This is a genomic window from Microtetraspora sp. NBRC 16547 (genome assembly GCF_030268965.1).
Lineage (GTDB): Bacteria > Actinomycetota > Actinomycetes > Streptosporangiales > Streptosporangiaceae > Microtetraspora.
On the sequence record NZ_BSSE01000009.1, the window covers coordinates 70,942 to 92,916 of the forward strand.

Consider the following 21,975-nt stretch of genomic DNA (forward strand, 5'->3'; position numbering starts at 1 on the left):
GGCGATGAGGACTGACGGGTCTGGACTGCTCCCCATCTGTTCAACGGGTTGCGACCCCTCGTAGGAGCGATGAGGACGCCCGAGGATCTCCTGCACCACCCGGACGTCGACGCGTTGCGACCCCTCGTAGGGGCGATGAGGACCTCCAGTCGTCGGCGTATGTGTACCACGCGAACGAGTTGCGACCCCTCGTAGGGGCGATGAGGACCCCAGACTGACGACGGGCGCACTCTGTTTGGGGTGTGGTTGCGACCCCTCGTAGGGGCGATGAGGACGTCGCGGGTCGGGTCTATAAGTTGACTTTCACGATGTTGCGACCCCTCGTAGGGGCGATGAGGACCCCAGCATAAAGGCGCAGGTCAGCAGCCTATTATCCGAGCGATTCGGGCGGTGTTTTGCAGCGAACCTCCGGTTGTGCAGAAAACCCGGGAGGTTCGCTGCAGCAGCCATGATCACCTAGGTGAAAGTATCGCTTGAATGATATCGCCGCATGTGGAATCGAGCTGTTGCTCATCTGGCTGCTTTGTGCTGGCTCCTCTCAACTTCGGGAACGCGATCGTGTGCGTGCGAGGGCGTCGAGGGCGGTTTCGTTGGCGTCGGGGAGGGTGTGGAGGTATTTCTCGGTGGTGGAGATGCTGCCGTGGCCGAGGCGTTGTTTGACGACCTGGAGGTCGGCGCCGCCGGCGAGGAGGCATGGGCATGGCAGAGATCGTGCATCTTGACCTTGAACTCCAACCCGGAGGCGGCCAGCGCGGGGCGCCATACTTGGTCGCGGAACCAGCGGCGGGGGATGTGGCCGTCGCGGTCCCATTGCCGAGCCTGCCGCGGGTCGTCCTTGCCGGCGGCTCGTCGTTCTGCCCGGTAGACGGCGTAGGCGTTCTTGCAGTGCTGGCAACGGCACTTGCCCGCGGAGTACGCGCTGAGCGTGCCATGCCGATACCGCTGCCCGGCGGCGTTCGGTTCGGTGAGGCCCAGATGCTCGACTTGCTGTGCTGCCGCCTGCGGTGCGAGCTCTTCGGGGCGGTAGACGAAGAGCAGGTCGTCGCGCTCCAGTTTGTTGTCCTTGATGTACTGCTTGAGCTTGGCGGCGATCTGCGGGGTGAGCTTGAAGCGGCGGAACTCCCGAGCCGATCGTGACGAGGATCTGCAGGAGTGGATGACGAAGATCGACATCGACGAGCTGCCCCGTACCTGCGCTCCTTCACTCACGGGCTGCGCCACGACCAGGCCGCCGACCTCAACGCGCTGACTCTCCCGCACAGCTCCGGCGCCTTGGAGGGTCTGCAGTGATGCTCCCTCATCCTGAACCCGGAACCTCATTTGAACACAGCCGTACGAGCGGCGGCGCTGAGCGCGAACCCGCTGGTCAGATCAGGCATGGTCGGGCAGCGGTCAGAACGATCCGGCAGGCTCTGGTCCACGGTCAGATGACGGTCAGACAGCAGAAAAGCCTGATCACTTAGAAAGTGATCAGGCTTCCGACCTGCGTAAACGCGGTCGGGACGACAGGATTTGAACCTGCGACCCCTTGACCCCCAGTCAAGTGCGCTACCAAGCTGCGCTACGTCCCGTTGTCCGGTTGCCCGGGCGAGACCAACCTTAGCGCAGATTCCGGCTATGTGCGTACCCGCGGGTCTCGGGCGGACCTAAGCTGTCGATCATGGGTAGGAAACCGCTGGTCGATCATGAGGAATTGGCCCGCCTGATCGCCGAGGGCTGGTCGAACGCCGACCTCGCCGCCCGCTTCGGCGTGACCGAGTCCGGCATCCTCCAGGCCAAGAGGGCCGCCGGGCTCTCCAAGCGGATGACCGACCACAGCCGTGCTCTTCCCTGGAAGTTGCGGCGCGAGCACAACCAATCCGGCCCCGCCACAAACCTGCGCAATCTGTCCTCTGTGACACAAGGGCGTACGATCCCGAAGGAGAAGCTCAATACCGCACTTCGCTGGGCGAACCACCTGGTCGAGAACGGTCTCGACATCGCCTACGATCCCGAGCGAGGGTTCCATGAGGTTCCCGCCACGGCGGAATCGCATGTCGCCTCTGTTCTCGGGGAGGCACTGGCCGCGCTCGAGTCGCCCAACTGACGCTGCGGAGCGGATCCAGATCGACGCCGGCGAGCGGCACGCCGGCGGGCCGAACTGGCCGCCGCGCAGGAGCTGACCGCAAGGCCGCCCTGTGCACCCAGCCGGGCAGTGTGCGCCTTGCTCTCCTCGGGAACCTGCGCGACCGCCGGGCCGATGCCGGGAATCTCATCGAGCCGTTCGACAGCCGACAGCGCCGGCCGACCGGCCGTGGCGATCTCGGGAGGGTCACCGGTGCTCGCGGAGGAATCTCCGTCCCGGCCGCTGTCGTCTGGGGCGCGATCTGGGTGCGCGGCAGGCAGATCGTCCAGAAGCTGCTCGATCCGAGCACGTCCAGGCCGTCGATCTGGGCCAGTAGCAGCGCCGCGAGCTCGGCGTGGTGGTCGTCGAACTGGCCGCCGAGCGCTTCGACCAGTGCTGGGTCTTGGCGCGCATCCTGCCGCGGGCGAACTCGGCCAGTCGGTCGCTGAGTTCGGTGACCGCGTTCAGGGTGGCCTCCACGTCCCACACCTTGGTCACCCGGCGCCCGGACGCGGACTGGTGCGGTACCCGAGTGCACACCTTGCCGAACGCCTTGGCCACATCGATCGCCGCGACTCGTCCGATGAGATGTTCATGCTCCTCATCCGTGACCTCCACAGGCTCTTTCATCGCCATGGGGTGATCGCTCCTTGCCGGCTGGGGGATGGGCGGCGACTCTGGCATCGGCCGGCACGGCGTCGAAGGCTTCGGTGAACTTGGCGTCCCGGTCACGGATGAGGCGTCCAAACAGCGGCCCAGCCCCGATCGCACTGCTCGACGTCTGCCGAAATGATCGACTTGGAGGAGTCCTCAGGGAGTACCGCGATACGGCTTGACCCGGGCGGATGATTTATCGGCACCCGCAGTGTCCCGTGGATCTTTGCCGCGGCGAGGCGCCGCCTGGGCGACCGCAGCGGGTCAGAAAGATCCACGGGACACATCGTCATCCGATCATTCGGTGCGGGCACTCACCGGCACGATCGTCACCGTCCCGGTGGGCTGGCCGGGCCGCTTCGGCCCTCGAAGGTGACGGGCACGACCTTGTAGACGTACTTGCGTCCGGGTTCGGCCGTCGCGTCACGGAATTCCCGCTGTACGCCGGGCACATACGTGAGATAGGTGTCCGGACCTGGGGCGAACCCTTCATGGGAACCCCGATACACCTCGTAGATGAAGACGGGCCCGTCTGCGGCCGACCAGTTCACCAGCTTGGACTCCGCCTCATCCTGCACCGTGATCTTCTCGACACCGCCGACCGTGGGACCGGCGGGTTCCAGGACGGTCACGGAATGGATGCCGTCGTTGGCCGGGCTGTGCCCGGTGTTGGCCCCATCGCTCGCCTCAACGTAGTACTCCACCGGCTTGCCTGGCGCGAACGCCGACGCCGGAATCGCGGCCACGAACGTCGTCGCCCGGCCGACCACGTTCGTCCGCATCGGCACCGCGTCCCACTTCTGCTGCCCCATCAGCCGCCACCGCAGCGTGGCGGCCAGGTGCTGCGGGGTACGCCCGTCGATCAGCGTCGCGGTGACGGGCAGCGCCTCATGTCGCGTGGTTTGGCTGCGCGAGGGCATCATCAGCACGTACGGCGCGGTGCGGTCCGCCGCACCCGCGGCCACCGTCTCCTCATAGGAGCGCGGGCTCTCCACTCCCGCCTTGGTCACGGCCGTGACGGCGTACCGGAATTCACCGTCGACGTCATCGCGGTAGCTGGTCTCGGACAGCGGGGCCGCCGTGAGACGGGTGAATTCGCCGCCGGAGGCAGGTGCCCGGTACACCCGGTAACCCGCTACCTCGCCGGCTCGGCCCGGATACGGCCGCCACGTGAGCACCGCCCCCTCCGGGGTGCCCCGCACGACCAGACCGGTCGGCGGCGCCGCCGGCAACTGCTCCACGACACGCCGCTCGTACGTCACGTATGGGTCTTTAGTGCATCGGGGGCATGTGCCTTCTGTGTCGCTGGAGTACCAGCGCCCTCCGGCGGCGGACACGAGTCCACCCAGCAGGGGCAGGTCGCGCACCGATTTCTGGTAGGCGTCGATCGCCTCGCGGAATCCGCTGTGCTTGAGATCCTTCCACGCCTCTTCCGCGTGGCTCGGCGGATACGTCGCGGGCAACGCGTTGCCGTCGGCGTCGATCGGGAACGCGCGCACGGCGTCAACCGCCGGATTGGACACCACCGGCACGAAGTCGATGTCGAGTTGACGGTCCGCGGGAACGACGACGTCGTAGGTCAGTTTCACCCCACGCAGCGAACCGCCGGCCTCCTTGGCGATGTCGAAGTTCTCCCTGACCAACCTGCCATCGATCTCGATGTTGAAGACCCGTTTGCCGATCGGATCTCCGGGGGCCGCCACCCCGAACCAGCCTTCCTGGAAAAACAGCTCGATCCGGTAGCGGTCGTACCCCTGCGGGATGGGGAACGTGTAGCCGAACCGCTCCGAGGACCAACGCTCGGTCCGCATCGCCTGCGGGTACCCGAAATCGTTGACAACCCTGCCGGAGGTGGAAGCGGCGGAGGTGTTGCCGTGGTACCACCGATCGGCGATCAGGTCCTTCTCTCCCTGCCCGCCGGAGTCGACCAGGAAGTAGTTGTCAGATACACCTTGCCCGGCTTTCGCGGCCGCGTCTGGCACGCGGGACCGGGCGGTCCAGAACTTCTCCGCCCACCGCATGGACTCGGCCCAGAGCTCCAGATCGTCACGGTTGCCCGGAGCTGTGACCAGTGGCTTGAGGGCGTTGAACCGGTCTCCTACCGCCCGGTATCGGGCGGCGTGGACGTCCGCCTGGGCGCCACCGCCGAACTTCCACCCGGTGTACTCCGGCGTGACTACCCCTCCGTTGCGGTATCCGTAAACGCCGGCGTCCTCCAACGCGTTGAACGCCTCGGCTCCTGCGGCGGACGCCGCGTCGCCGAACGTCGATGCCGCATAGTCCCGATAGAACTCGCCCGCGGGCAGGGCTTTTCCGGCGGGCTGCCATCCATCCTGGGCCAGGTAGGCGACATTCGGTTCGACAGCCCGTTCCCGCCAGAGGATCCCGATGACCCCCTCCACACCGGCTTCGCGGAGGGTCGGCAGCCGCTGTTCCATCAGCTTCACCGCAAGCTGCGGCTCGGACAGCCCCCCGTCGAACTCCATCCACGGCACCGCCCACGCGTCCCGGCCCTCGCTCAGGCCGGCCCACTGCGGCTTTACGCTCATGTCGTGGGGCATGAGGGTCGAGAAGATGACGTCCTTGGGCAGAGCGGCATCCATTTCCGGAAACCGCTCCTCCTGGAACCACGACCCGGTCAGCAGCCGCACGTTCGGCGCCTTCTCCGCCAAGTAGGCGTGCATCACCTTGTATGCCTCGATGCCCTGCGCGGTGGTGACACCGTTCGACTCGCTGTAGTACATCTGGATGTGGTTCAGCGTCGGGTAGGTCTGCAGGATGTCGTCGAGTCGACGCTTGAGCACGTCCGGATCGAGCGGATTGCACTTGCTGCGCAACTGCGCCGGCACGAGGTCGAAGTCCGCTCCCAGCACCACCTCCACGCCGCGCGCCTGGCCGTACCCGATGATCTGCTTCATCATCGCCTTGGCCTTGGCGAAGGTGTTCTCCCGTGCTTGCGGCTGCTGCCTGGTAAAGCGAGCGGCGTCGGACCCCAGGACATCGAAGGGCAGATAACGGCCGGAGTCGAAGGCGAGGTCATCGGCGTATGACGTGGCCAACCCCCATCGCTGGTTGTCGACCGAGGTGTCCAGGTGCCCGTCGTAGCCTTGGCCCTGACACGTGAAACTCATGAACGGTTCGTTGATGTCCTCGGTCGGATACCCGCCCGCGTAGTTGTGCAAGACGAGCGTGTTCATCCGCATCTTGCTCATTTGTTCGATGTACCGCTGAAAGTCTTCCAGCCCATAGGCGGACGGCCCGTTCAGGAAGTCGTGCCACGGCAGCAACCCGCGATGCTCGACCGACGGCGCCTCGGTGAGATTCAGTTGCTTCACCTCGAAGCGCTGCTGACCGGGCGGCAGCACATCGCGGGACAGGTAGAAACGCACCCCGTACTGTTCCAGCAGGCGGTAGCTGCCGAAGAGGACACCGGCCGGATCAGAACCCAGCACGGCTATTCCCGTTCGGCCGTCCACGTCGACCGTCCGGATCACATATCCCTCAGCGCCTGGTCGGTGCGCGGCGTCGGGGAGCCGGCCGCTGCGGACCAGATCGGACAGGACGGCATTGCCGTCCTCCCGCCCGATCACGATCAAGGCCGCGCCATCCGGCGCGCCGCCGCTATCAGGCCGAACCGTCGGCAGCACCCCCGTCAGCAGCCCGAGGTAGCGCTGCAGTTCCTTCGCCGCCAAGTGCTCGCGCGGCTCGGCGTTCTGGCCGACGACGATCACGGGCGCCGACTCCGCCCCGGCAGACGCAGCCGCCGTGGCGAGGGCAGTTCCGGGTGCGACTGAAAGGCCTGCGAGCAGCCCTAACAGGCCGGTGAGTAACAGAATGAAGCCCTTACGTGGCCGCGGGAATAACACGCCACACTCCTTTTGCGTTAAGGTCCGCCGCCGAACGGTCCGGCCGGTCAGACCAGTCTGGCCGAATTGATAACACGGCTATGGATCTATGTCTAGGCCTCCGCAGATGGATGGAGGTGGTCGGCAGCCTCGCCAGTCCCGGCGCGGACGTCGCCATAGCCGAGCCCGGCCTGATCGGCCGGATCATCGCGGCGTGGCCGTCGCTGGCCTTGATCGGCAGCTATGAGCTTCTGATGTTCCCAGGTCCGCGGGTCCGCAGGCAGAGGCCCAAGAGCCGTCTGATTTCAGCCTCGACCCTGCTACCGATGCCGATGGCGACCCCGTGGAACAGCATGACGATCGGGAAGACTCCGAGCTACCCGCTGAACACAGCGGGAACGGCCGGGTGCTGTAGCGAGAGACCTGGCGGTCGGTCTTGCAAAACCGTCAGTCAGGCAGAGATCTGCCAAGCGGCGTCGCCATCGCTCGGGCCTCGCACCACGTAGCCCCCGTTAGGCTCTGTCTCTCTTTCGGTGGTGACGGAGCGTTAGGCCAAGAGGATGCGGTGGCGGAGCAACGCGAAGCCTGATCGGCCGTGCATCTGGCGCATGATGCGTTTCGTCTTCGTGTTCACGCCTTCGGCGCCGCCGTTGTGGAACGGCAAGGTGACGGCCGCCTGGACGGCATCGCGGTCCTGGTCAAGGGCGCGGGTGAACGCGTGCAGATGAGGCAGATCCGCAGCGCGGGCGGTGGTGATCCACGCGGAGGTCGACGCCCAACGACACCGTCGCCTCACGGACATCCGCAGCTCGGGCCACCGCCCGGATCCCGCCACGGCCCAATGCACGAGCTTCGGCCCCCATCAGAAGCCGCCGCTGCCGTTCATCCAGATAAGGAAAGATCGTCCCGAACTTCGGCCTCAGCGTCTCCACCGTCTCTTGCGTCACGCCCATACCATCTCAACGAACGCAAACCCGGCAAGCTAGGGCTTATTTCTCTGCGAGCCCTTAACTAAACGGCGTTGGGGCTAGCGGGCCTGCCCGCAGGTCGCTGGGCTGCACCATTTGCGGCGCCCGGTGGAGTCGAGGAACAGCCAGCCGCAGTTCTCCCCCTGACACCTGCACACCGTGTAGCGGCGCGCGTCGGACAGCAGACCGGCGGCACTGTAGGCGGCGACGTGCAGCGGGAGGCGCAACCCTGTCGATGGGGGGAGAACCCAGCGTCCCAGGCCGCCCTCATCCCTGACGAAGACCGCGAACCGGGCCGCTTCGTCGGCCAACGGGGCGACTGCGTGGAACGCGTGCGCGTCGTCGGCGTTGAGCAGGCAGGCATAGAGGTGGCCGCGCAGGGCTCGGGCCTCCATCAGGACAGCCTCCGCCTCGCCGGGACGCTCCTCCGCTGCGCGCAGGAGTTCCCGTACCGTCGCGTCGTCTGCGAAGCCCACGTGCCCAGCCCAGGCGGCGAGCGAGGCGTAGCCGCGCAGCCATTCGGAGCCCGCCAGCGGAGGCCCGCCCCAGCCGGCGTAGGTGTTGCAGAACTCCAGGGCGGGGTGTCCTCCGATGCTCCACGGCAGCCACTGGCCGTGGATCTTGACCGCGTAGGCGGGAGCAGGCCGTACGAGCTCCGGGTCGTTGCGGAGGATGCGGTCGTTCAGCGAACGTAGCTCGCGCCCGGGCTCGATGCCCAGCTGGTCCACCAGGAACTTGCGGGTGGCACGGTAGGCGGCCAGCGCGCCAGCCTGGCGACCCGACCGATAGAGCGCGATCATGAGCGTCGCGGCGAGCCGTTCCCTGGTGGGGTGCTCCTCGGCCAGCGGGGTCAGCTCGGCCGCGGCCTGATCATGGAGCCCCAGGCTCAGCTGGGCTTCGGCCCGCAACTCGATGCTGGACAGCCGCAGCTCGTCGAGAGCCGCCGCGAGGCGGTGCCGCAGCCGGTCGTCCGCGAGATCGGCAAGGAATGGGCCGCGCCACAGCGCGATGGCGTCGTCCAGCAGTCGTAGCCGCTCTGCGGGGTCGGTGACCTCGGCGGCTCGGTGGGCGAGCGAGGAGAAACGGTTCGCGTCGAGCGCGTGACCGTCGGCGGGTAACAGGTACCCGGCTCCGGCGGTGACGATCTCCAGCCCGTAAGGGCGAAGGGCCGTCCTGAGCCGGCCCATGTACGTGTGGATGGCGTGCCGCGCTGTCGCCGGGTCCCGCCCATCCCAGAGCAGGTCGGCGAGCCGGTCGATGGGAATGACCTTGCCCGCCTCCAGCGTGAGGACGGCGAGGAGAAGACGCTCCTGCCGGCGGACGTCCAGTTCGACGCGCCCACCGTTGTGGTGGATCTCGAACGGCCCGAGTAGATGGATGTCCATGTCCCTCGGCGTGGTGAGTCTGTGGTGAGTGGGTTTCGCCATGATCCAGGTACCTAGTCGAAGGAGCAAATCATGCGTCGCATCGCTTTTGTCGGAATGGCTGTCGCCTGCGCCGTCGGCCTGTCCACCGCGCCTGCCGCGGCTGACCGTTCCGGTCCATGGAAGCCCGCCCCGTCCCTACCCTGGGACGTGGCGGCCGGCACCCGGTGCGCCTTCCCCGTCCACGGCGAGCCCGCGGTCGACGAGGTAAGTTTTCGCGTCCTGAAGACCTTCAAGGACGGAACGGTGCGCACGCAGTTCACCGGCGCGTTCGTGCTACGCCTGACGAACAAGGAGACGGGAGCCACCACCGAGGCTGACGCGGGCGGCGACGCCGTCATCGACGTTGCCCCCGACCGCTCGCAGAGCTGGCGCTGGAAGGGCCCCGTCATGGTGGGGTTCAGCACGGGGATGGGCAACCACGCCCCTGGCCTGTTCATCCTCGACGGCGACTACCGGCTTGAAATCAGCGCGACCGGGTACCGCAAGCTCACAAAGATCCGCGGGACTGAGATCGATCTCTGCGCCGCACTCTCCTGATCACTGATCGAGGACCGGGCGTCCAGGCCGGCCCACGCAGGCCGACCTGGACGTCAGGATTAGACGAGGTCGAATCGGTCGAGGTTCATCACCTTGTCCCACGTCGACCTGGTGGAGCGACCGAGAATGGCGCTGCCGGCCACGTCGGGAGTCGGGTTCGCGAAAGCCTGGTGTGTGGGGACCACATGGGGACCACACGTCGTGCATGCAGCCGAACAATCCGCACGTAACCAGATGTCATGCGCGGCTATCTGAAGGCCGTTGAGCTGCAAAGACGCCTACCCTTACTTCCTGGGGGTCAAGGGGTCGCAGGTTCAAATCCTGTCGTCCCGACGCAGCTCAGAGGGCTGATCCGATTGATCGGGTCGGCCCTTTCGGCATTTTAGGGACCACGATCATTTTGTGGCTGGCCTGATGGCGCTGCTTGACCGGTGGTCAAGCGTCGATGGGCTTGGCTTCCACCGGGTCAAGACGAAAGGCCGGATGGTCGGTTGCGCTCGGCATCTGGCCAAAGAAGCGTTGTACCTGCCAGCGATCCCTGTAGGCGGCGATGATGTATAACTGCTGCTCTCCGCACAGTTCCACCGCCAGGTAATCGCGCCGTCGGCCCTGTTTCTGGAGGGCGCAGCGGCCGGCGGCACGGAGATTGCGTACCCAATGGGTCTGACCTCGCATGGAGACCAGATAACTGCGGCCTTCGAGTTCGAGCACGTTGACCGGCACGCGCTGAAGGGTGCCGGTCTTACGTCGCACGACCTCAAGCGTGCTGGCCCTGCCCAGTCGTCGAACCAGGGGGTTGACCACCCATATGGTGAGGCGGCCTGGACGCCAGTACCTTTCCACCATTGCCTTACCTCCACCGTGGGGTTCTCATCGATCGGGTGCTCCAGGGGGATCACCACGGCACCGGGCCGTCGTCGTTGAAGAAACCGCCTGTGGGGCCATCGGGGCCGAGGGTCGCCAGCCGTACGGCTATCGCCGCGCCCTGGGCGGCGGTGCGGTGGACGGGGAATCCGGTCGGCCTGGTGAGATCAGTGTCGCAGCCGCCCGGATCGGCCGCGTTGACGAGCACACCGGCTTCGCGAAGCTCCTTGGCGTACTGCACGGTCAGCGCGTTGAGCGCGGTCTTGGAGGTGGCATACGCGGCCGATCCCGGGAGCCAGGCCATCGGGCCGCTGGGGCTGTGCGCGGTCAGTGATCCGACGCTGCTGGAGACGTTGACGATCCGCGGTGCGGGGGAGCGCATCAAGAGGGGCAGCATGGCGTTGGTCACCGTGATCACGCCGAAGACGTTGGTGTCGAACACCGCTCGTACCGTGTCGAGACTCGCGGTGCCGGGTGGCTGCTGGGAAAGGCTCCCCGAGATCCCGGCGTTGTTGATCAGAACATCGAGACGGCCGAGTTGCCGCGCAATCTTCGTCGCGGCGGCCGAGGCCGTGGCCGGCAGGGTGACATCGAGAGTGATCGGGTGTGCGTCGCAGCCGGTCGATCTCAGCGTCTCGGCCGCCTTCATGCCCCGGTCCGGATCCCGTGCCGCGAGCAGCACCGTCATTCCCAACCCGGCGAGCTGGGCGGCGATCTCGTACCCAATGCCCTTGTTTGCGCCGGTGACCAGAGCGATCTTTGGCATACACATGGGGTCGTCTGTCATGAACGGACTTCATCACAGTGTGGATGTGGAGGACCATGACCAGCTCGATCACGAGCGATACCGTGGAGGTATGGATGGGCTGGAGGCCCGCGAGGTGGCCTATTTCGTAGCGGTCGCTGAGGAGTTGAACTTCAGCCGGGCGGCGAATCGCCTCGGCATCGCGCAGCCGCCCCTGTCCAGAGCCGTAAAGCAGCTCGAACGCCGTCTGGGTGTTGTGTTGCTAGAGCGAACCAGCCGACGGGTGACCCTCACGGCGGCGGGGCAGGTGCTGCTCAACGAGGGCAGGAGAGCCCTGGACGCGCTGGCGGCGGCCGCTCGTCGTGCCCAGCGGGCGGGACAGCAGGATCCCAGGCTGGTCCTGGTGACGAAAGCCGTCGGTGACGGTGGCATGTTGCCGGAAATCCTGGCCGCCTATGAGAGTGAACCAGACGCGATCAAGGTCGACGTGCTGTTCTGCGGGTTCGGCGAGCAGACGGTCCTGCTGCGAAGTGGTGTCGCCGACGTCGGGCTGCTGCATGGTCGGCCCGACCTGACCGGACTCGACTTCGAAGACTTACTGGTAGAACACCAGATCGCGGTGTTGCCCGCGCGGCACCGGCTGGCCGGAAGGGCTGCGGTGACATTGGCGGACCTGGACGGCGAGGCGATGCCGCGCTTTGCAGGCATGCGGCATGACGGCACCGAAGGTCCCGAGGTGCACGATGCCGGACAATTGATGCAACTAATCGCCATGGGGCGGACTACCGCCATTCTTCCAGAATCCGCTCGCGGCTACCTGGCCGGCGACCTGGTGTGTGTACCGGTTCTCGATGCGCCGCCGAGCACAATGATGATCGCCTGGCCGGAGCAGAGCCGGTCGCCGGCGCTCGCTACTTTCGTCCGAGCGGCGACTGACGTTGCGGCCCGCCGCAGAGTGAGATGTGGCCCGGACAGTGGTTACGACGGAAACCAGTTGCGGGACTCGTGATCGACGAGTCTTATGTCCGTTGCGGCAAGCTTCGACGTTCTCACCCGTTTCCAGGTCATGAACGATGGAAAGCGATGGCTCCCGGTAGGCGGGACGCAAGGGCCAGTGCGTACGTTCGGCACTCGTAGCAATCGAAGTCTCATCGTGGCGCGAGGGGACCATCTGGGGACCACACGTTATGCGCACGGCCGAACATTGTTGAGTGCGGCGGCGACTGCGTCCAGATCGTTTCGGCTGTGCCTACCCAGGTCGGTTCCCTTGGGGAAGTACTGTCGCAGCAGGCCGTTGGCGGCGAGCTTGCACACCTTGGGCCGGCGCGCTTGCCAGTCGACACGCCGCACGCGACAGCGGCCTCCTCGCTCGACAGCCCCTCAGCGATCAACCGCAAGAAACGCCGCCGCTCCTCGCGCCGATTGACCGGGGGTCGTCCCGGCGCCCGAAGCGGCGGGCGACCAGCGAGGATCGCTGCACGCGCCCTTCCCTGCGCCACAACATCCTCCTTGACACGGTCGAGGTGTTGCGACGACCAGTTGAATCCGCCCTCGGCATGGTCTTCGCTGTGGATACGGATCTGGAGGGCAAGGGGTACCCGCTCACGGCCCGGCAGCCTTCGACGGCCGCCAAGGCGGGAAGGCGCGCGACCGCCCCTGTCTCCACCGAAGGGTGCGCCTGACCACCGCCCCGCCCCGCAGTGACCGCCCGCCGCATGCCCGGGATCGCCGACCCCGTCGCCCACGCCGTACGCCTCTGATCATCCCCGGCTCTACGCCTCGGGCTGGTTGAGACACACTGCGTCAGCCCTCCTCGACAGGTGGCGCCTTGGAGGCGTGTGTCCGGCAGCGAGCCGGGCTACGCCGTCCGCACTTCTGACTCACTTCATGATCTACGTCGTAAAGATGATGGCGTGACACAGATAACCCTCTTCAGCAGATGAACGATCCAAAGAGAGGGGTCTGTGTCCATGCGAGGGGCGACATTGCGGGTCGAGGAGCTGTCCGAGGCTGAACGCCGGATGTGGGAGGCGTTTCCGTTCGGCGAGGAGGTCGACTTCACCACCGGCAAGCCAGAGGAGGACGATCCGGCGACAGGGGCGGCCTGGGGGACGGAGCGAACCGTCCGTGCCCGAGTGAACGCCGCGCTGCTGATGAGGGAAGAAGCCCCTCAATCCCACAGGATTCCCGCCATACGGATTAAGGGCGCCCGGATCGTCGAGCGGCTGGATCTGGCGTACTCGACCGTCCGCCATTCCGCGCGGTTCCTGTCCTGCCACTTCGAACGGGACCCGAGCCTGTACTGGACGCGCTGCCCTCAGATGAGTTTCAACGGCTCTCACCTGCCGGGGCTGTCGGGCTCCAACGCGCAGATCGATGGGCATCTGAGGCTGGAAGGGTGCATGTTCACCGGGCTCGTGGAGCTCCGTGGGACACAACTCGCCGGCAGCCTCACCCTGAGCTACGCGCGGACGTCGGTAACCGGCCTGGCGATCGACTGCGACCGGTTGCAGGCGGGCCGCGGTATCTCCGCGATCGAGCTGGAAGCCGCGGGCCAGGTGCGGCGCTGACCTTGGACGGGCTGCTCGCCGACGGGGGAGTGTTGTGCAAGCGAATGGAGGTCACCGGGATGGTCAGCCTGCGTAACGCCCGGGTGGCGGGGCCGTGATCCATCCGGGCGGTGACGCGCTTCAAGCGGAGGAACTGCAGGTCGAGTGCACCGTCGACGCGCGCAAGCTCACTGCGAGGGGGCGGGTCGACCTCACCCAGGCGCGCATCGCCGGATCGCTGAACCTGGACGGCGCCGACCTCGACGGCACCAGGACGCCCGCCGCAGGTCCGGACGGCCACCGCCTCATCGCCCTGGACGGCGACGGGATGGCCATAGGCGGCGGGCTGTCCTGCTCCGGTGGATTCCGCGCCGAAGGCGCCATCCGGTTCGCCGATGCGCGCATAGGCACCTTTGCCGACTTCACCGGTGCACACCTGCGCAACCCCGGCGGCCAGGCACTCGACGCCGCGGGGGCGACCATCGGCCGCGGCCTGCAATGCGGGCGCGGGTTCACCGCCGAAGGGGAGGTCACCCTGATCGGGCCCAACATCGGCCGGCATCTCTACCTCAACGACGCCACGCTGTCCGCTCCGGGAGGTAGGGCCCTGGCCGCCTGGCAATTGAAGGTCCGCGAGCTATATCTGCGCCCCCGGAAGGCACCCGGGGGGACCGTCGACCTGCGGCACGCCCGCATCGGCGTGCTTCGTGACGCCCCTGAGACGTGGTCGCGGCGGCGGCAGGACGGTCTCGTCTACGACGCGCTGGACCCGATGCTGCCCGCCGCCCGGCGCCTTGCCTGGTTGAGTGCAGACAGCGACGGGTACGTGCCGTGCCGCAGCCGTACGAGCAGCTCGCCGCCGACTACCGACGGCTGGGGCAAGATGCGGACGCGCGCACGGTCCTGTTGGCCAAGCAGCGGCGACGGCGCGCGACGCGAGCCTCACGGATGTGATCGTCTGGCTGAGAGGCGGGATGCTAAACGGTCACGTCCAGACGGCACCGCCCCCTAATTCGCACACTGCGGCGTGCTGCATCTCGCGGACGTAGCTGAGTTCTCGGGAGTGATCCTGGACGGTCTGTGCCGCCTGTTGGCCAGTGGAGAGATCCTCCTGGCCGGGCCGTGCGCTACCTGGCCCCGTTCCTGCTCGTTCTCGACGCCCGTGACGGCCCATGCGTGACCGGGTAGGAGCGGAGAGCGGTGCGAGTGCTCGTCCGGGATGCGTCGCCGCAATCTGGCCCGCACGGCCGCAGTGCTGCCACGGATCGAGGCACGCGCCCGGACCGAACCGATCGTCCGGCCTGCCCGCCCGCCCGGGCGAATCCACCTTGGCGGTGGCGGCGCGGGCACGCGCCGCGTACCGGCGCCGACTGGGAAGCCATGGTGGACCAACGCCGAGATTCTCGCCCTCGAAGTGAGCTGGGCCGACGTCGAGCGGTTGAGGCGCATCACACGTCCGGGCATGACGGTAGGCAGGCCCAAGCTGCTCCTCCACGCAGCCCCTGCTCATCCGCTCTCAGCCGCTGTGTCAGGCAGGGCGGAGGAGAGCAACCAGGAAGCTCGAGTCGTCCCCGAACGGACGCAGGTCCCAGGTGGACAGCAGCAGGTCGGGTTCGAGCGCGCTGGCTGCCGCATCCGCAAAGAACTCGCTGAACTCGTAGCCGCGGCCGGCGCCGAAGCCGATCGCGGCCCGGCCCTCCGGCGCGAGGTGTGCACGGAACCGTCTCAGCACCTCACGACGGGTGCTCGGCGCGAGGAACGTCATCACGTTCCCGGCGCAGACGATGGCATCGAATGGCGTGGTGATGCCCTGCGCAGGAAGGTCGAGTTCGGCCAGGTCGCCGACCATCCAGCGCGGCCCGGGGTGGTCCTGCTCGGCGGCCTCGATCAGAGCTGGGTCGACATCGACGCCGACAACGTCGTGGCCGGCCTCGGCCAACATGCCGCCGACCCGGCCGGATCCGCAGCCGGCGTCGAGGATGCGGGCGCGGCGCGGCACCATGGCGTCCACGAGGCGGGCCTCCCCGGCGAGGTCGTCACCAGCGCGAGACATGGAACGGAAGCGCTCAATGAACCAGGTGGAGTGATCGGGGTCGGCCGCGACCTTCTGCATCCAGATGCTCTGTTCAACCATGCCTGCATTCTCCCGGAGCGGAGGGGGCGATTGGCGACCGCCGAACGGATGCCACTGCCTGCTCAATACTCGTGAGCGACCGTCCATCCAGGAGATTTCGACACCTACGAGTCCGAGTTCACCACGACTTATCGCGTTGGAAGGAGTCCGGGAAATCTCCAAGGAGGGGGCGACCTTCCGCCCTCGGTCGTAGCGAGAAGTTCCTACGGGACCAGCGAAGCGCTCACCGCGCCAGGAACCAGGCCCACGAGTGATGGCCCGTTGGGTTCGACGAACGGGGACTGTACGGGTCTTGGCCCTGGATGGACAGACCCCACGAACCGAAGGGGCTGTCCAGCGCCAACGGCTCTGGGGCTCTCTTCCGGCTCTGTCACAGGTATTGGGTGGTGACGAGGGGGCCCTGCTGCGTCGCAGTGAGCCGTGCATGGTCTTTCCCAGTTCATGAAGGTGGTGTTTGCGGGATTGTCGCCGCTGATCGTGGAGGCTGTGGCCTACGAAGGCGAGTGGATCCGGGTACGGGCGCGGATCCAGCAGAGGTTGCGGCGGCGCGCATGGCGGTGACGAGCAGGCGTCCGGGATAGTCGGCCAGCCGGGGGAAATCCCACCGGTGGTAGCAGGACCAGTAGCTGGCCACGCGCTGGTCGATGAGGGCGAGGAGTCCGGGGTTGTCGGCGAGGAAGCGCCCGAAGGCGCGGCGGGCCGGGGAGTCCGCGGTGTTGAGGTCGCCGAGCGAGGTCTGGATGTCGGTCACGATCTCAACGACGTACTCCCCGATCAGGTACACGATGTAGGGGAGGACCCATGGCTCGAGCGAGCCGATGATCTGCCGGAGGTGGCGCCGGCGGACGTAGCCGTCGTGGTGGCGGGTGTAGATGCAGTGCAGGATCGTCCGGCGGAGCGGCGAAAGACCGCCGAGCGCCTCGGGTGCGGGTTCGGGGTTGTAGATCCGTGCCGGGATGGTGAGGCTGTCGTCGCCCACGATCGCGCGGAAGGAGGCAGAAGGGGTGTGCCTGGCGGTGGGGAGGGCGTTGACCACGGCGGTGACATCGTGTGCGAGCACGTCAGGGAAGGCGCAGGTGAGACCCTCGTTGAGCCCGGACGGCTCCACCTGCCGGGGTTCGTCGATGTCCCGCCACCGGTAGCGGGCGTCGGGCAGGTTCTCCTCGTTGTCGCTGCCGTCCCCCTCCTCCATCAGAGTGAAGTGGCGGCGCTCGTAGAAGCGGCGGGCGCCGGTGTTCTGCTGGAACACGCACAGGCCGAGCCCACCCGGTCGAGCCTTCTTGGTCTCGTCCAGCAGTGCGGTGCCGATGCCGCTTCCCTGGGCGTCGGGCGTGACGTACAGGTGCTCCAGCAGGTCGCCGCGCAGGGCGGCGAAACCCGCGACCCGTCCGTGTAGCTCGGCGATCCATACCACGGATGCCGGAAGCATGACGTCGCTGACCCAGGCCCGGGTCTGCTCGTCGGAACGCAGGTGAGGCAGGCCGGTCATCTGGGCGCGGGCGGCGAGGAAGACCTCGGCGATGTGAGCGGCATCGCCCGCCCATGCGAGGCGGATCAGCGGCAGGGCGTCATGCGCGATCAGTTCCGCCATCTTTCGCAATCGAAAGAAATCAGAGGAGACGGGGAAGCTGAGGCGAAGCCCCCGAAGGTCGGCCAGGCAGTCCCGCAGCAGGCGCCGGTGGTCGGGGTGCAGGTTCCCTTTGCGTTGCAGGTAGGTCCAGATCACGCCTGCGATGGAGGTATCCAGTTCCACCAGGCCACCCTTCGGGCCCGGCGGGACGTCGGGGAACGGCAGGCGCGTGTGCTCGTCCCACAGCGCTGTGACGGTCCGCAGCGTCGCCTCGTGCGCGTCCGGGCCCGGCCAGCGGCAGCCGTATCGGTAGCGAATCTCCTCCTCCATTACCGTACGGCTGTGCCGTTGTTTCTTGTCCGCGCCGCGGCGGCACGCGAACTCGGCCAGCTCCGCCTGCCGGGCCTTCCGGCTGACCTCCAATACGTCCAGGGCGCGGATGAGCGCGGCCTCGTCGGTGCGGACGTTGCCGGCGCGACCGGTGATGTAGGCCCATGTGGCGTTGAACCCCAGCGGCATATACCGCTCGACCGCGCAGCGCAGCGCGGAATACCGCGCGCCGTACGGAAGATTCCGGTCACGTACGCGCCGGGCGTAGGTGCCGAAGCTCATGCCCCCGTCTCCAGCGCGCCGCGGGTCGCCATCAGCGCGAATCCGAGCAGGTTGAGGCCCTGCCAGGTGGCGGGGGAGGCGGCGCGGTCGTCGTCGACGGCAAGGCCGATGCCCCAGATACGGTCGTTCGGGCTGGCCTCGGCCAGGACCCGGTTCCTGGTGGACAGCAGGTAACGCCGTAGCTCGGAGTGCTGGCCGAACTTGGCGGTGTTGCCGCGCACGACGACGTCGAAACGGTGGGCGTTCCAGACCCGCTGATCGAAGCCGCGTACGGCGCGGCCGAGCGTCTTGGCCTCACCCGGGTGGCCGGCCGTGAGGATTCGTTCGGCGGTTGGGGCGTCGCTGAACAGCCAGGCCTTGTGCGCCATCATGTAGTGCTCGGCGGAGGCGAAGCTGCGGCCGTTCTCGGTGAAGGTGACCGGCCACCATTGCGACAGGCAGCCGGGACCGACGCCGCCGCCCCTGGGCGGGCGATGCCCCCAGAAATAGAGATAGCGCAGGAGATGCCCGGTCCGTTCCGCGGCGATCGCCTCGTCCATGCTTTGCGGCAGGGAGAACTGCTCAGACACCCCCACACCGTGCCATAGCCGGTTCCACCCTCGCCATCGACTTATCGACGCCGTCGAGCCGGACGCCGATATGGCCGCCCAGGCCGGTTCAGGCACGAAGACGCTGCGCCTGCATCACCAGCCTGAGCACGCTCACGCCGCTCTCGTGCGCCGCCCGGTCGCGATGTGAACTCGACCGCGCGGCGCGCCTTCGGCGCGGTCGCGGTCGACGGCCCCGGCCACGCTCAGCGCTGCTGATCGCGCGAACGCCGAGGACGCGGCCAGTGCTCTGGACCTGTGGAACGGGGGTGGTGAACGGTGACGACCGGTGACCGCGTACTGGTCTGGCCTATCCCACCCACGCCCGTCCTGGTACGCCGTGGCGCGCCGAGCCTCCACCGAAGCCGGAGCGCTTCAGTCCCTCGCCCGATGACTGGAACGCTTCGTGCCTCAGCTGATTTGTGCGAGGGAGATTTGTGTTGTCGCCCGGTACACCACGGAGGTTTGGAGGTCGTCCGCCACGGTCTCGAGTATCGGCGCGTATTGGAAGAACGTGAGCGTCAAGTTCTGCCCGGCGGCGGCGGTGGGGCTAGGCGGTGGGAAGAGCCGCGCGAGAAGCTGGACCTCTTCCACTACTTCGTTCACGTAAACGGCGTCGTACGTGTCCAGTTCGATGCCCACCTGTGGCTGGGAGGTTCCGGCGGGGATTGGGGGGAGTTCGACCGTGGCGTTGACGCCCTGGGCAGTGATTGGCGCGGCCCAGGAGGGCCGGAGTATCCAACCGATCTTCTTGACCGTTATCCTCGGCGAAGCTGGCGCCAGGTAGCCGGTCAGGTTCAGCCGCCACGTCGGGCCCTTTGGCGGCGGCGGGGGTGTGACTGTGAGGGAGAACTGGACGTCGGTGTACCGCTGGACGCCCAGTACGCTACCCGTTGCCGTGCCCTGCTTCGCGGGGGTCCAGGAGAACGGTGTCTTCGTGACCCCGACGGCCTTACCGTCGAGTTGAACCGGCAAGCCGGGGACGTTTTTGCCGGTGTCGGTGCATGTTGCCTGCACCGTGACGCTGTTGGCCTTGCCGGCCACGACGACGGTCGGGTTTGGTTCAGCGGTGAGAGTCCCTCGATTGACCGGCACCGAGAACGGCGTCACCCCGGCGACCATCAAATACGCCAAAGTGCTGCTCAGCGCGATCTTCACGACCGCACTCAACGACCAGGTGACCTATCTCCACCCGTGCAGAGGCGTGAAGACGCCCACGGTTCCCCGGAAGCCACGCACGATCATCACGCCTGAGCAGTTCGACCTCCTGTACCGAGCGCTCCCCGACGCCGATGCTCAACTCCTGGTGGAGACCGCGATCGAGACCGGCCTGCGGTGGGGCGAGCTGACCGCGTTGCGGGTCAAGGATCTGGCACCCCGGTCGAGGATCCTCACGGTGTCGCGCGCCGTCGTGGAGGTGAACCCGAAGTTCCACCCCAACGGGGAGCGCTTCATCGTGAAGGACTACCCGAAGGACAAGGAGTTCCGGCGCTTCAAGCTCACCGCTCAGATAGCGGCCAAGATCGAGGCACACATCGAGGTGGAGAAGCTCGGGCCGAATGACCTCTTCTTCGTCTGGCGGCACGAGCCGAGGGACAAGTCGAAGCTCAGGCTCGCATCCGATCCAGTCGAACTGCGTCTCACCGAGCCGAATGAGAAGGGGCGGAGTTACCGGCACGGCACGCTCAGCGCCTATACCGCCGGAAAGTGCCGTTGTGAGTACTGCCGCGCCGCGTTCGCGATCTACCGCGCGGGCCGACGGTCCTCGGGTAAGGACAGCCCACGCGAACCGCGGTTGCGATCGACCGACGGCCACATCCCGGCTGACTGGTTCCGTCGGCAGATCTGGAAACCCGCGCTGAAGGAGGCAGATCTAGGGATAGACCTGAGTGCCACCAGACCACCTACGACCTGCAGCGACGCATTTCTGAACGGGTGTAGCTCGATTGCAGGGACGGTTTGACCTGGGATGTTGATGGTCTTCTTGCCGTGGGTGGGATCGTCCCTGCCGTAGTTGGTCGATGGCGGGGAGTTGGCCGACGCGGGTCCGATCGGACAACCAGCCATCGCAGCGTGTCGCCGAGAAAATCGGCCTCCCCTTCGAGCGCGACGCGTCCCCGGTCGGGCCTCCCTGTCCGCATTTACGCCGCATCCGGCCTATTGGGGGCATACGCCGTTCCCGGTCAGAACGGCAGGGTGACGCGGTCGACGCACCAGTAGAGGCTGACCGCCACGATGGGGACCGACATCGCGACCGTCACCCACCGGGCGACGGACGTGCGGCGCAGCAGCGTCAGCAGTGGGAAGAGCACCGCGATGATCACAAGCTGGGTCACTTCGATGCCGACGTTGAAGCTCAGGAGCGACAGGAGCAGCCCCCACGACCCGCTCTCGTCGATGTCGAGCGCGCTCGCGAAGCCCAGCCCGTGCACCAGGCCGAAGGCGAAGACGACCGGCAGCCGCCATCTGCCCGCTCTCTCTTCCCCGCGGCCCAGGAGGTTGGCGACGGCCACGACGATGATCGATACGGCGATGACCGGCTCGACGATCGCCGCCGGAACGTCGACGACGCCCATCGCCGCGAGGAGGAACGTGATGCTGTGCGCGACCGTGAAGGCGGAGGCCGTGACGACGACGTCGCGGAGCCGGCGGGCGCCGATGAGCAGCGCGAGCAGGAAGAAGATGTGGTCGAGGCCGGACAGCAGGTGCTCGGCGCCGAGCAGGAAGAACTCGCCGACCTGGTGGGCGGCCCGGCGCTCGCCGATCCGCAGCGTCGGGCTGGCGGCGGTCAGGACCGCGGAGCCGGTCGTGCCGTCGAGCCGGTATCCGACGAGCGTCTCCGTGCTGTGCACGAAGCTCTCGGCGTCGGGGAAGAGCGCGCTGGAGATCGCGTGCTGCCCCGAGCCGTCGCCCGCGCAGTCATAGTCGAGGGTAACGACCGCGAAGGCCACCTTCGCGCGCTCGCGCACGTCCGCGTCGCCCGCGGGCGTGGGCGTGCATGGTGCGTCGTCGTACGTCACGGCGAAGCGGCGGGTGACGTAGTCGATGACGGCGTCGTGGTTGATCTTGAGCTGGCGGAGCTGCTCGGTCCGCTCCTTCGCGTCGTACGCCTCCGCGTACAGCCAGGCCGACTTCATGAGGAGGTCGTACTCCAGATCGAGCACGGCCCTGACGTCCGGGCCCGTCCCGGTCACCGTGGCGTGGGCCTTCGTGGTCGCGTCGTGCGCCGCTGCCGGGGCGGGACGCGCCGCGCCGACGAGCACACCGGCCAGCAGGCCGACGAGAACGTGGGCGAGGACGAGGGCGGACAGCCGGTGCCTGCGAGGCATGTCTCGTTCTCCAAAAAGTACGGGAAAGGTACGGGAAATCCGGCAGGGGA

The 21,975-nt window shown here is 67.2% G+C and carries 17 protein-coding genes, 1 tRNA gene, 2 pseudogenes and 1 CRISPR repeat array (1 of these 21 only partly in view); of the genes and pseudogenes, 6 read left to right on the top strand and 14 right to left on the bottom strand.

Annotated features, from left to right (window positions below):
- A CRISPR array of direct repeats spans positions 1–340; the repeat unit is 30 nt; unit sequence GTTGCGACCCCTCGTAGGGGCGATGAGGAC; it begins 472 nt to the left of the window's first position.
- Between the two features lie 170 nt (positions 341–510).
- Positions 511–1,173, bottom strand: a complete 663-nt coding sequence (locus QSK17_RS15055; protein WP_285705336.1) for a hypothetical protein — start codon at positions 1,171–1,173, stop codon at positions 511–513.
- Positions 1,174–1,497: 324 nt separating this feature from the next.
- Positions 1,498–1,571: transfer RNA gene (locus tag QSK17_RS15060), tRNA-Pro, on the bottom strand.
- Between the two features lie 122 nt (positions 1,572–1,693).
- Between QSK17_RS15060 and QSK17_RS15065 the strand changes: the two genes are divergently transcribed.
- On the top strand, positions 1,694–2,086 hold the full coding sequence (locus tag QSK17_RS15065; protein WP_285705337.1) for a hypothetical protein: 393 nt from the start codon (positions 1,694–1,696) through the stop codon (positions 2,084–2,086).
- Between the two features lie 225 nt (positions 2,087–2,311).
- Here QSK17_RS15065 and QSK17_RS15070 read toward each other — a convergent pair whose 3' ends face one another.
- From QSK17_RS15070 to QSK17_RS15090, 5 genes and pseudogenes are all read right to left on the bottom strand, one after another.
- The gene (locus QSK17_RS15070) at positions 2,312–2,740 is read right to left on the bottom strand and encodes a hypothetical protein (protein WP_285705338.1); all 429 of its coding nucleotides are present in this window, start codon (positions 2,738–2,740) and stop codon (positions 2,312–2,314) included.
- 347 nt (positions 2,741–3,087) lie between these two features.
- Positions 3,088–6,489, bottom strand: coding sequence for a malectin domain-containing carbohydrate-binding protein (locus QSK17_RS15075; protein WP_285705339.1), 3,402 nt, complete (start codon positions 6,487–6,489; stop codon positions 3,088–3,090).
- Between the two features lie 661 nt (positions 6,490–7,150).
- A pseudogene (locus tag QSK17_RS15080) lies at positions 7,151–7,363 on the bottom strand (transposase); the annotation flags it as partial.
- Between the two features lie 10 nt (positions 7,364–7,373).
- A pseudogene (locus QSK17_RS15085) lies at positions 7,374–7,556 on the bottom strand (ISAzo13 family transposase); the annotation flags it as partial.
- A 74-nt stretch (positions 7,557–7,630) separates the two neighbouring features.
- A complete protein-coding gene (locus tag QSK17_RS15090; RefSeq protein WP_285705340.1) occupies positions 7,631–8,998 on the bottom strand; it encodes an AfsR/SARP family transcriptional regulator in 1,368 nt (455 codons plus the stop codon).
- 30 nt (positions 8,999–9,028) lie between these two features.
- Between QSK17_RS15090 and QSK17_RS15095 the strand changes: the two genes are divergently transcribed.
- A complete protein-coding gene (locus QSK17_RS15095; protein ID WP_285705341.1) occupies positions 9,029–9,535 on the top strand; it encodes a hypothetical protein in 507 nt (168 codons plus the stop codon).
- A gap of 435 nt (positions 9,536–9,970) precedes the next feature.
- Here QSK17_RS15095 and QSK17_RS15100 read toward each other — a convergent pair whose 3' ends face one another.
- Both QSK17_RS15100 and QSK17_RS15105 read right to left on the bottom strand, forming a co-directional pair.
- Complete coding sequence (locus tag QSK17_RS15100) at positions 9,971–10,288, bottom strand: nitroreductase/quinone reductase family protein (RefSeq protein WP_285705342.1); 318 nt, start codon at positions 10,286–10,288, stop codon at positions 9,971–9,973.
- A gap of 142 nt (positions 10,289–10,430) precedes the next feature.
- Entirely contained in the window at positions 10,431–11,165 is a 735-nt protein-coding gene (locus QSK17_RS15105) for an SDR family oxidoreductase (RefSeq protein WP_502889213.1), read from the bottom strand.
- A 91-nt stretch (positions 11,166–11,256) separates the two neighbouring features.
- Here QSK17_RS15105 and QSK17_RS15110 point away from each other — a divergent pair, with 91 nt between their 5' ends.
- From QSK17_RS15110 to QSK17_RS15125, 3 genes are all read left to right on the top strand, one after another.
- Positions 11,257–12,153 (top strand): LysR family transcriptional regulator, encoded by an 897-nt coding sequence (locus QSK17_RS15110; RefSeq protein ID WP_285705344.1) that lies wholly within the window; start codon positions 11,257–11,259, stop codon positions 12,151–12,153.
- A 955-nt stretch (positions 12,154–13,108) separates the two neighbouring features.
- Complete coding sequence (locus QSK17_RS15120) at positions 13,109–13,714, top strand: hypothetical protein (RefSeq protein ID WP_285705346.1); 606 nt, start codon at positions 13,109–13,111, stop codon at positions 13,712–13,714.
- Between the two features lie 94 nt (positions 13,715–13,808).
- The gene (locus QSK17_RS15125) at positions 13,809–14,705 is read left to right on the top strand and encodes a hypothetical protein (RefSeq protein ID WP_285705347.1); all 897 of its coding nucleotides are present in this window, start codon (positions 13,809–13,811) and stop codon (positions 14,703–14,705) included.
- A gap of 516 nt (positions 14,706–15,221) precedes the next feature.
- On the opposite strand, the gene QSK17_RS15130 is transcribed toward QSK17_RS15125, so the two are convergent.
- The 4 genes from QSK17_RS15130 to QSK17_RS15145 all read right to left on the bottom strand — a co-directional run bounded on the left by QSK17_RS15130 (position 15,222) and on the right by QSK17_RS15145 (position 19,640).
- Complete coding sequence (locus QSK17_RS15130) at positions 15,222–15,806, bottom strand: class I SAM-dependent methyltransferase (protein WP_285705348.1); 585 nt, start codon at positions 15,804–15,806, stop codon at positions 15,222–15,224.
- A gap of 460 nt (positions 15,807–16,266) precedes the next feature.
- Positions 16,267–18,009 carry a GNAT family N-acetyltransferase gene (locus QSK17_RS15135; protein WP_285705349.1) on the bottom strand — a complete coding sequence of 581 codons (1,743 nt, stop codon included), beginning with the start codon at positions 18,007–18,009 and terminating at the stop codon, positions 16,267–16,269.
- Positions 18,006–18,548, bottom strand: coding sequence for a riboflavin biosynthesis intermediates N-glycosidase (gene ybiA, locus QSK17_RS15140; RefSeq protein ID WP_502889217.1), 543 nt, complete (start codon positions 18,546–18,548; stop codon positions 18,006–18,008). The genes QSK17_RS15135 and ybiA overlap by 4 nt, the downstream gene beginning before the upstream one ends.
- A 459-nt stretch (positions 18,549–19,007) precedes the next feature.
- A complete protein-coding gene (locus QSK17_RS15145; protein ID WP_285705351.1) occupies positions 19,008–19,640 on the bottom strand; it encodes a hypothetical protein in 633 nt (210 codons plus the stop codon).
- Here QSK17_RS15145 and QSK17_RS15150 point away from each other — a divergent pair.
- Entirely contained in the window at positions 19,615–20,559 is a 945-nt protein-coding gene (locus QSK17_RS15150; RefSeq protein WP_285705352.1) for a site-specific integrase, read from the top strand. The two genes, QSK17_RS15145 and QSK17_RS15150, sit on opposite strands and share 26 nt — an antisense overlap.
- Before the next feature lie 220 nt (positions 20,560–20,779).
- Here the strand turns inward: QSK17_RS15150 and QSK17_RS15155 are convergent, their stop codons facing one another.
- Positions 20,780–21,925 carry a HupE/UreJ family protein gene (locus QSK17_RS15155; protein WP_285705353.1) on the bottom strand — a complete coding sequence of 382 codons (1,146 nt, stop codon included), beginning with the start codon at positions 21,923–21,925 and terminating at the stop codon, positions 20,780–20,782.
- Positions 21,926–21,975: the final 50 nt, after the last annotated feature.

What these genes read in the sequence shown, in the direction of transcription:
- QSK17_RS15135 (WP_285705349.1), bottom strand. Translation starts at nt 18,009, where the DNA reads ATGAGCTTCGGCACCTACGCCCGGCGCGTACGTGACCGGAATCTTCCG.
- QSK17_RS15105 (WP_502889213.1), bottom strand. Translation starts at nt 11,165, where the DNA reads ATGCCAAAGATCGCTCTGGTCACCGGCGCAAACAAGGGCATTGGGTAC.
- QSK17_RS15130 (WP_285705348.1), bottom strand. Translation starts at nt 15,806, where the DNA reads ATGCAGAAGGTCGCGGCCGACCCCGATCACTCCACCTGGTTCATTGAG.
- QSK17_RS15090 (WP_285705340.1), bottom strand. Translation starts at nt 8,998, where the DNA reads ATGGCGAAACCCACTCACCACAGACTCACCACGCCGAGGGACATGGAC.
- QSK17_RS15055 (WP_285705336.1), bottom strand. Translation starts at nt 1,173, where the DNA reads ATGTCGATCTTCGTCATCCACTCCTGCAGATCCTCGTCACGATCGGCT.
- QSK17_RS15155 (WP_285705353.1), bottom strand. Translation starts at nt 21,925, where the DNA reads ATGCCTCGCAGGCACCGGCTGTCCGCCCTCGTCCTCGCCCACGTTCTC.
- ybiA (WP_502889217.1), bottom strand. Translation starts at nt 18,548, where the DNA reads ATGGACGAGGCGATCGCCGCGGAACGGACCGGGCATCTCCTGCGCTAT.
- QSK17_RS15070 (WP_285705338.1), bottom strand. Translation starts at nt 2,740, where the DNA reads ATGGCGATGAAAGAGCCTGTGGAGGTCACGGATGAGGAGCATGAACAT.
- QSK17_RS15110 (WP_285705344.1), top strand. Translation starts at nt 11,257, where the DNA reads ATGGATGGGCTGGAGGCCCGCGAGGTGGCCTATTTCGTAGCGGTCGCT.
- QSK17_RS15095 (WP_285705341.1), top strand. Translation starts at nt 9,029, where the DNA reads ATGCGTCGCATCGCTTTTGTCGGAATGGCTGTCGCCTGCGCCGTCGGC.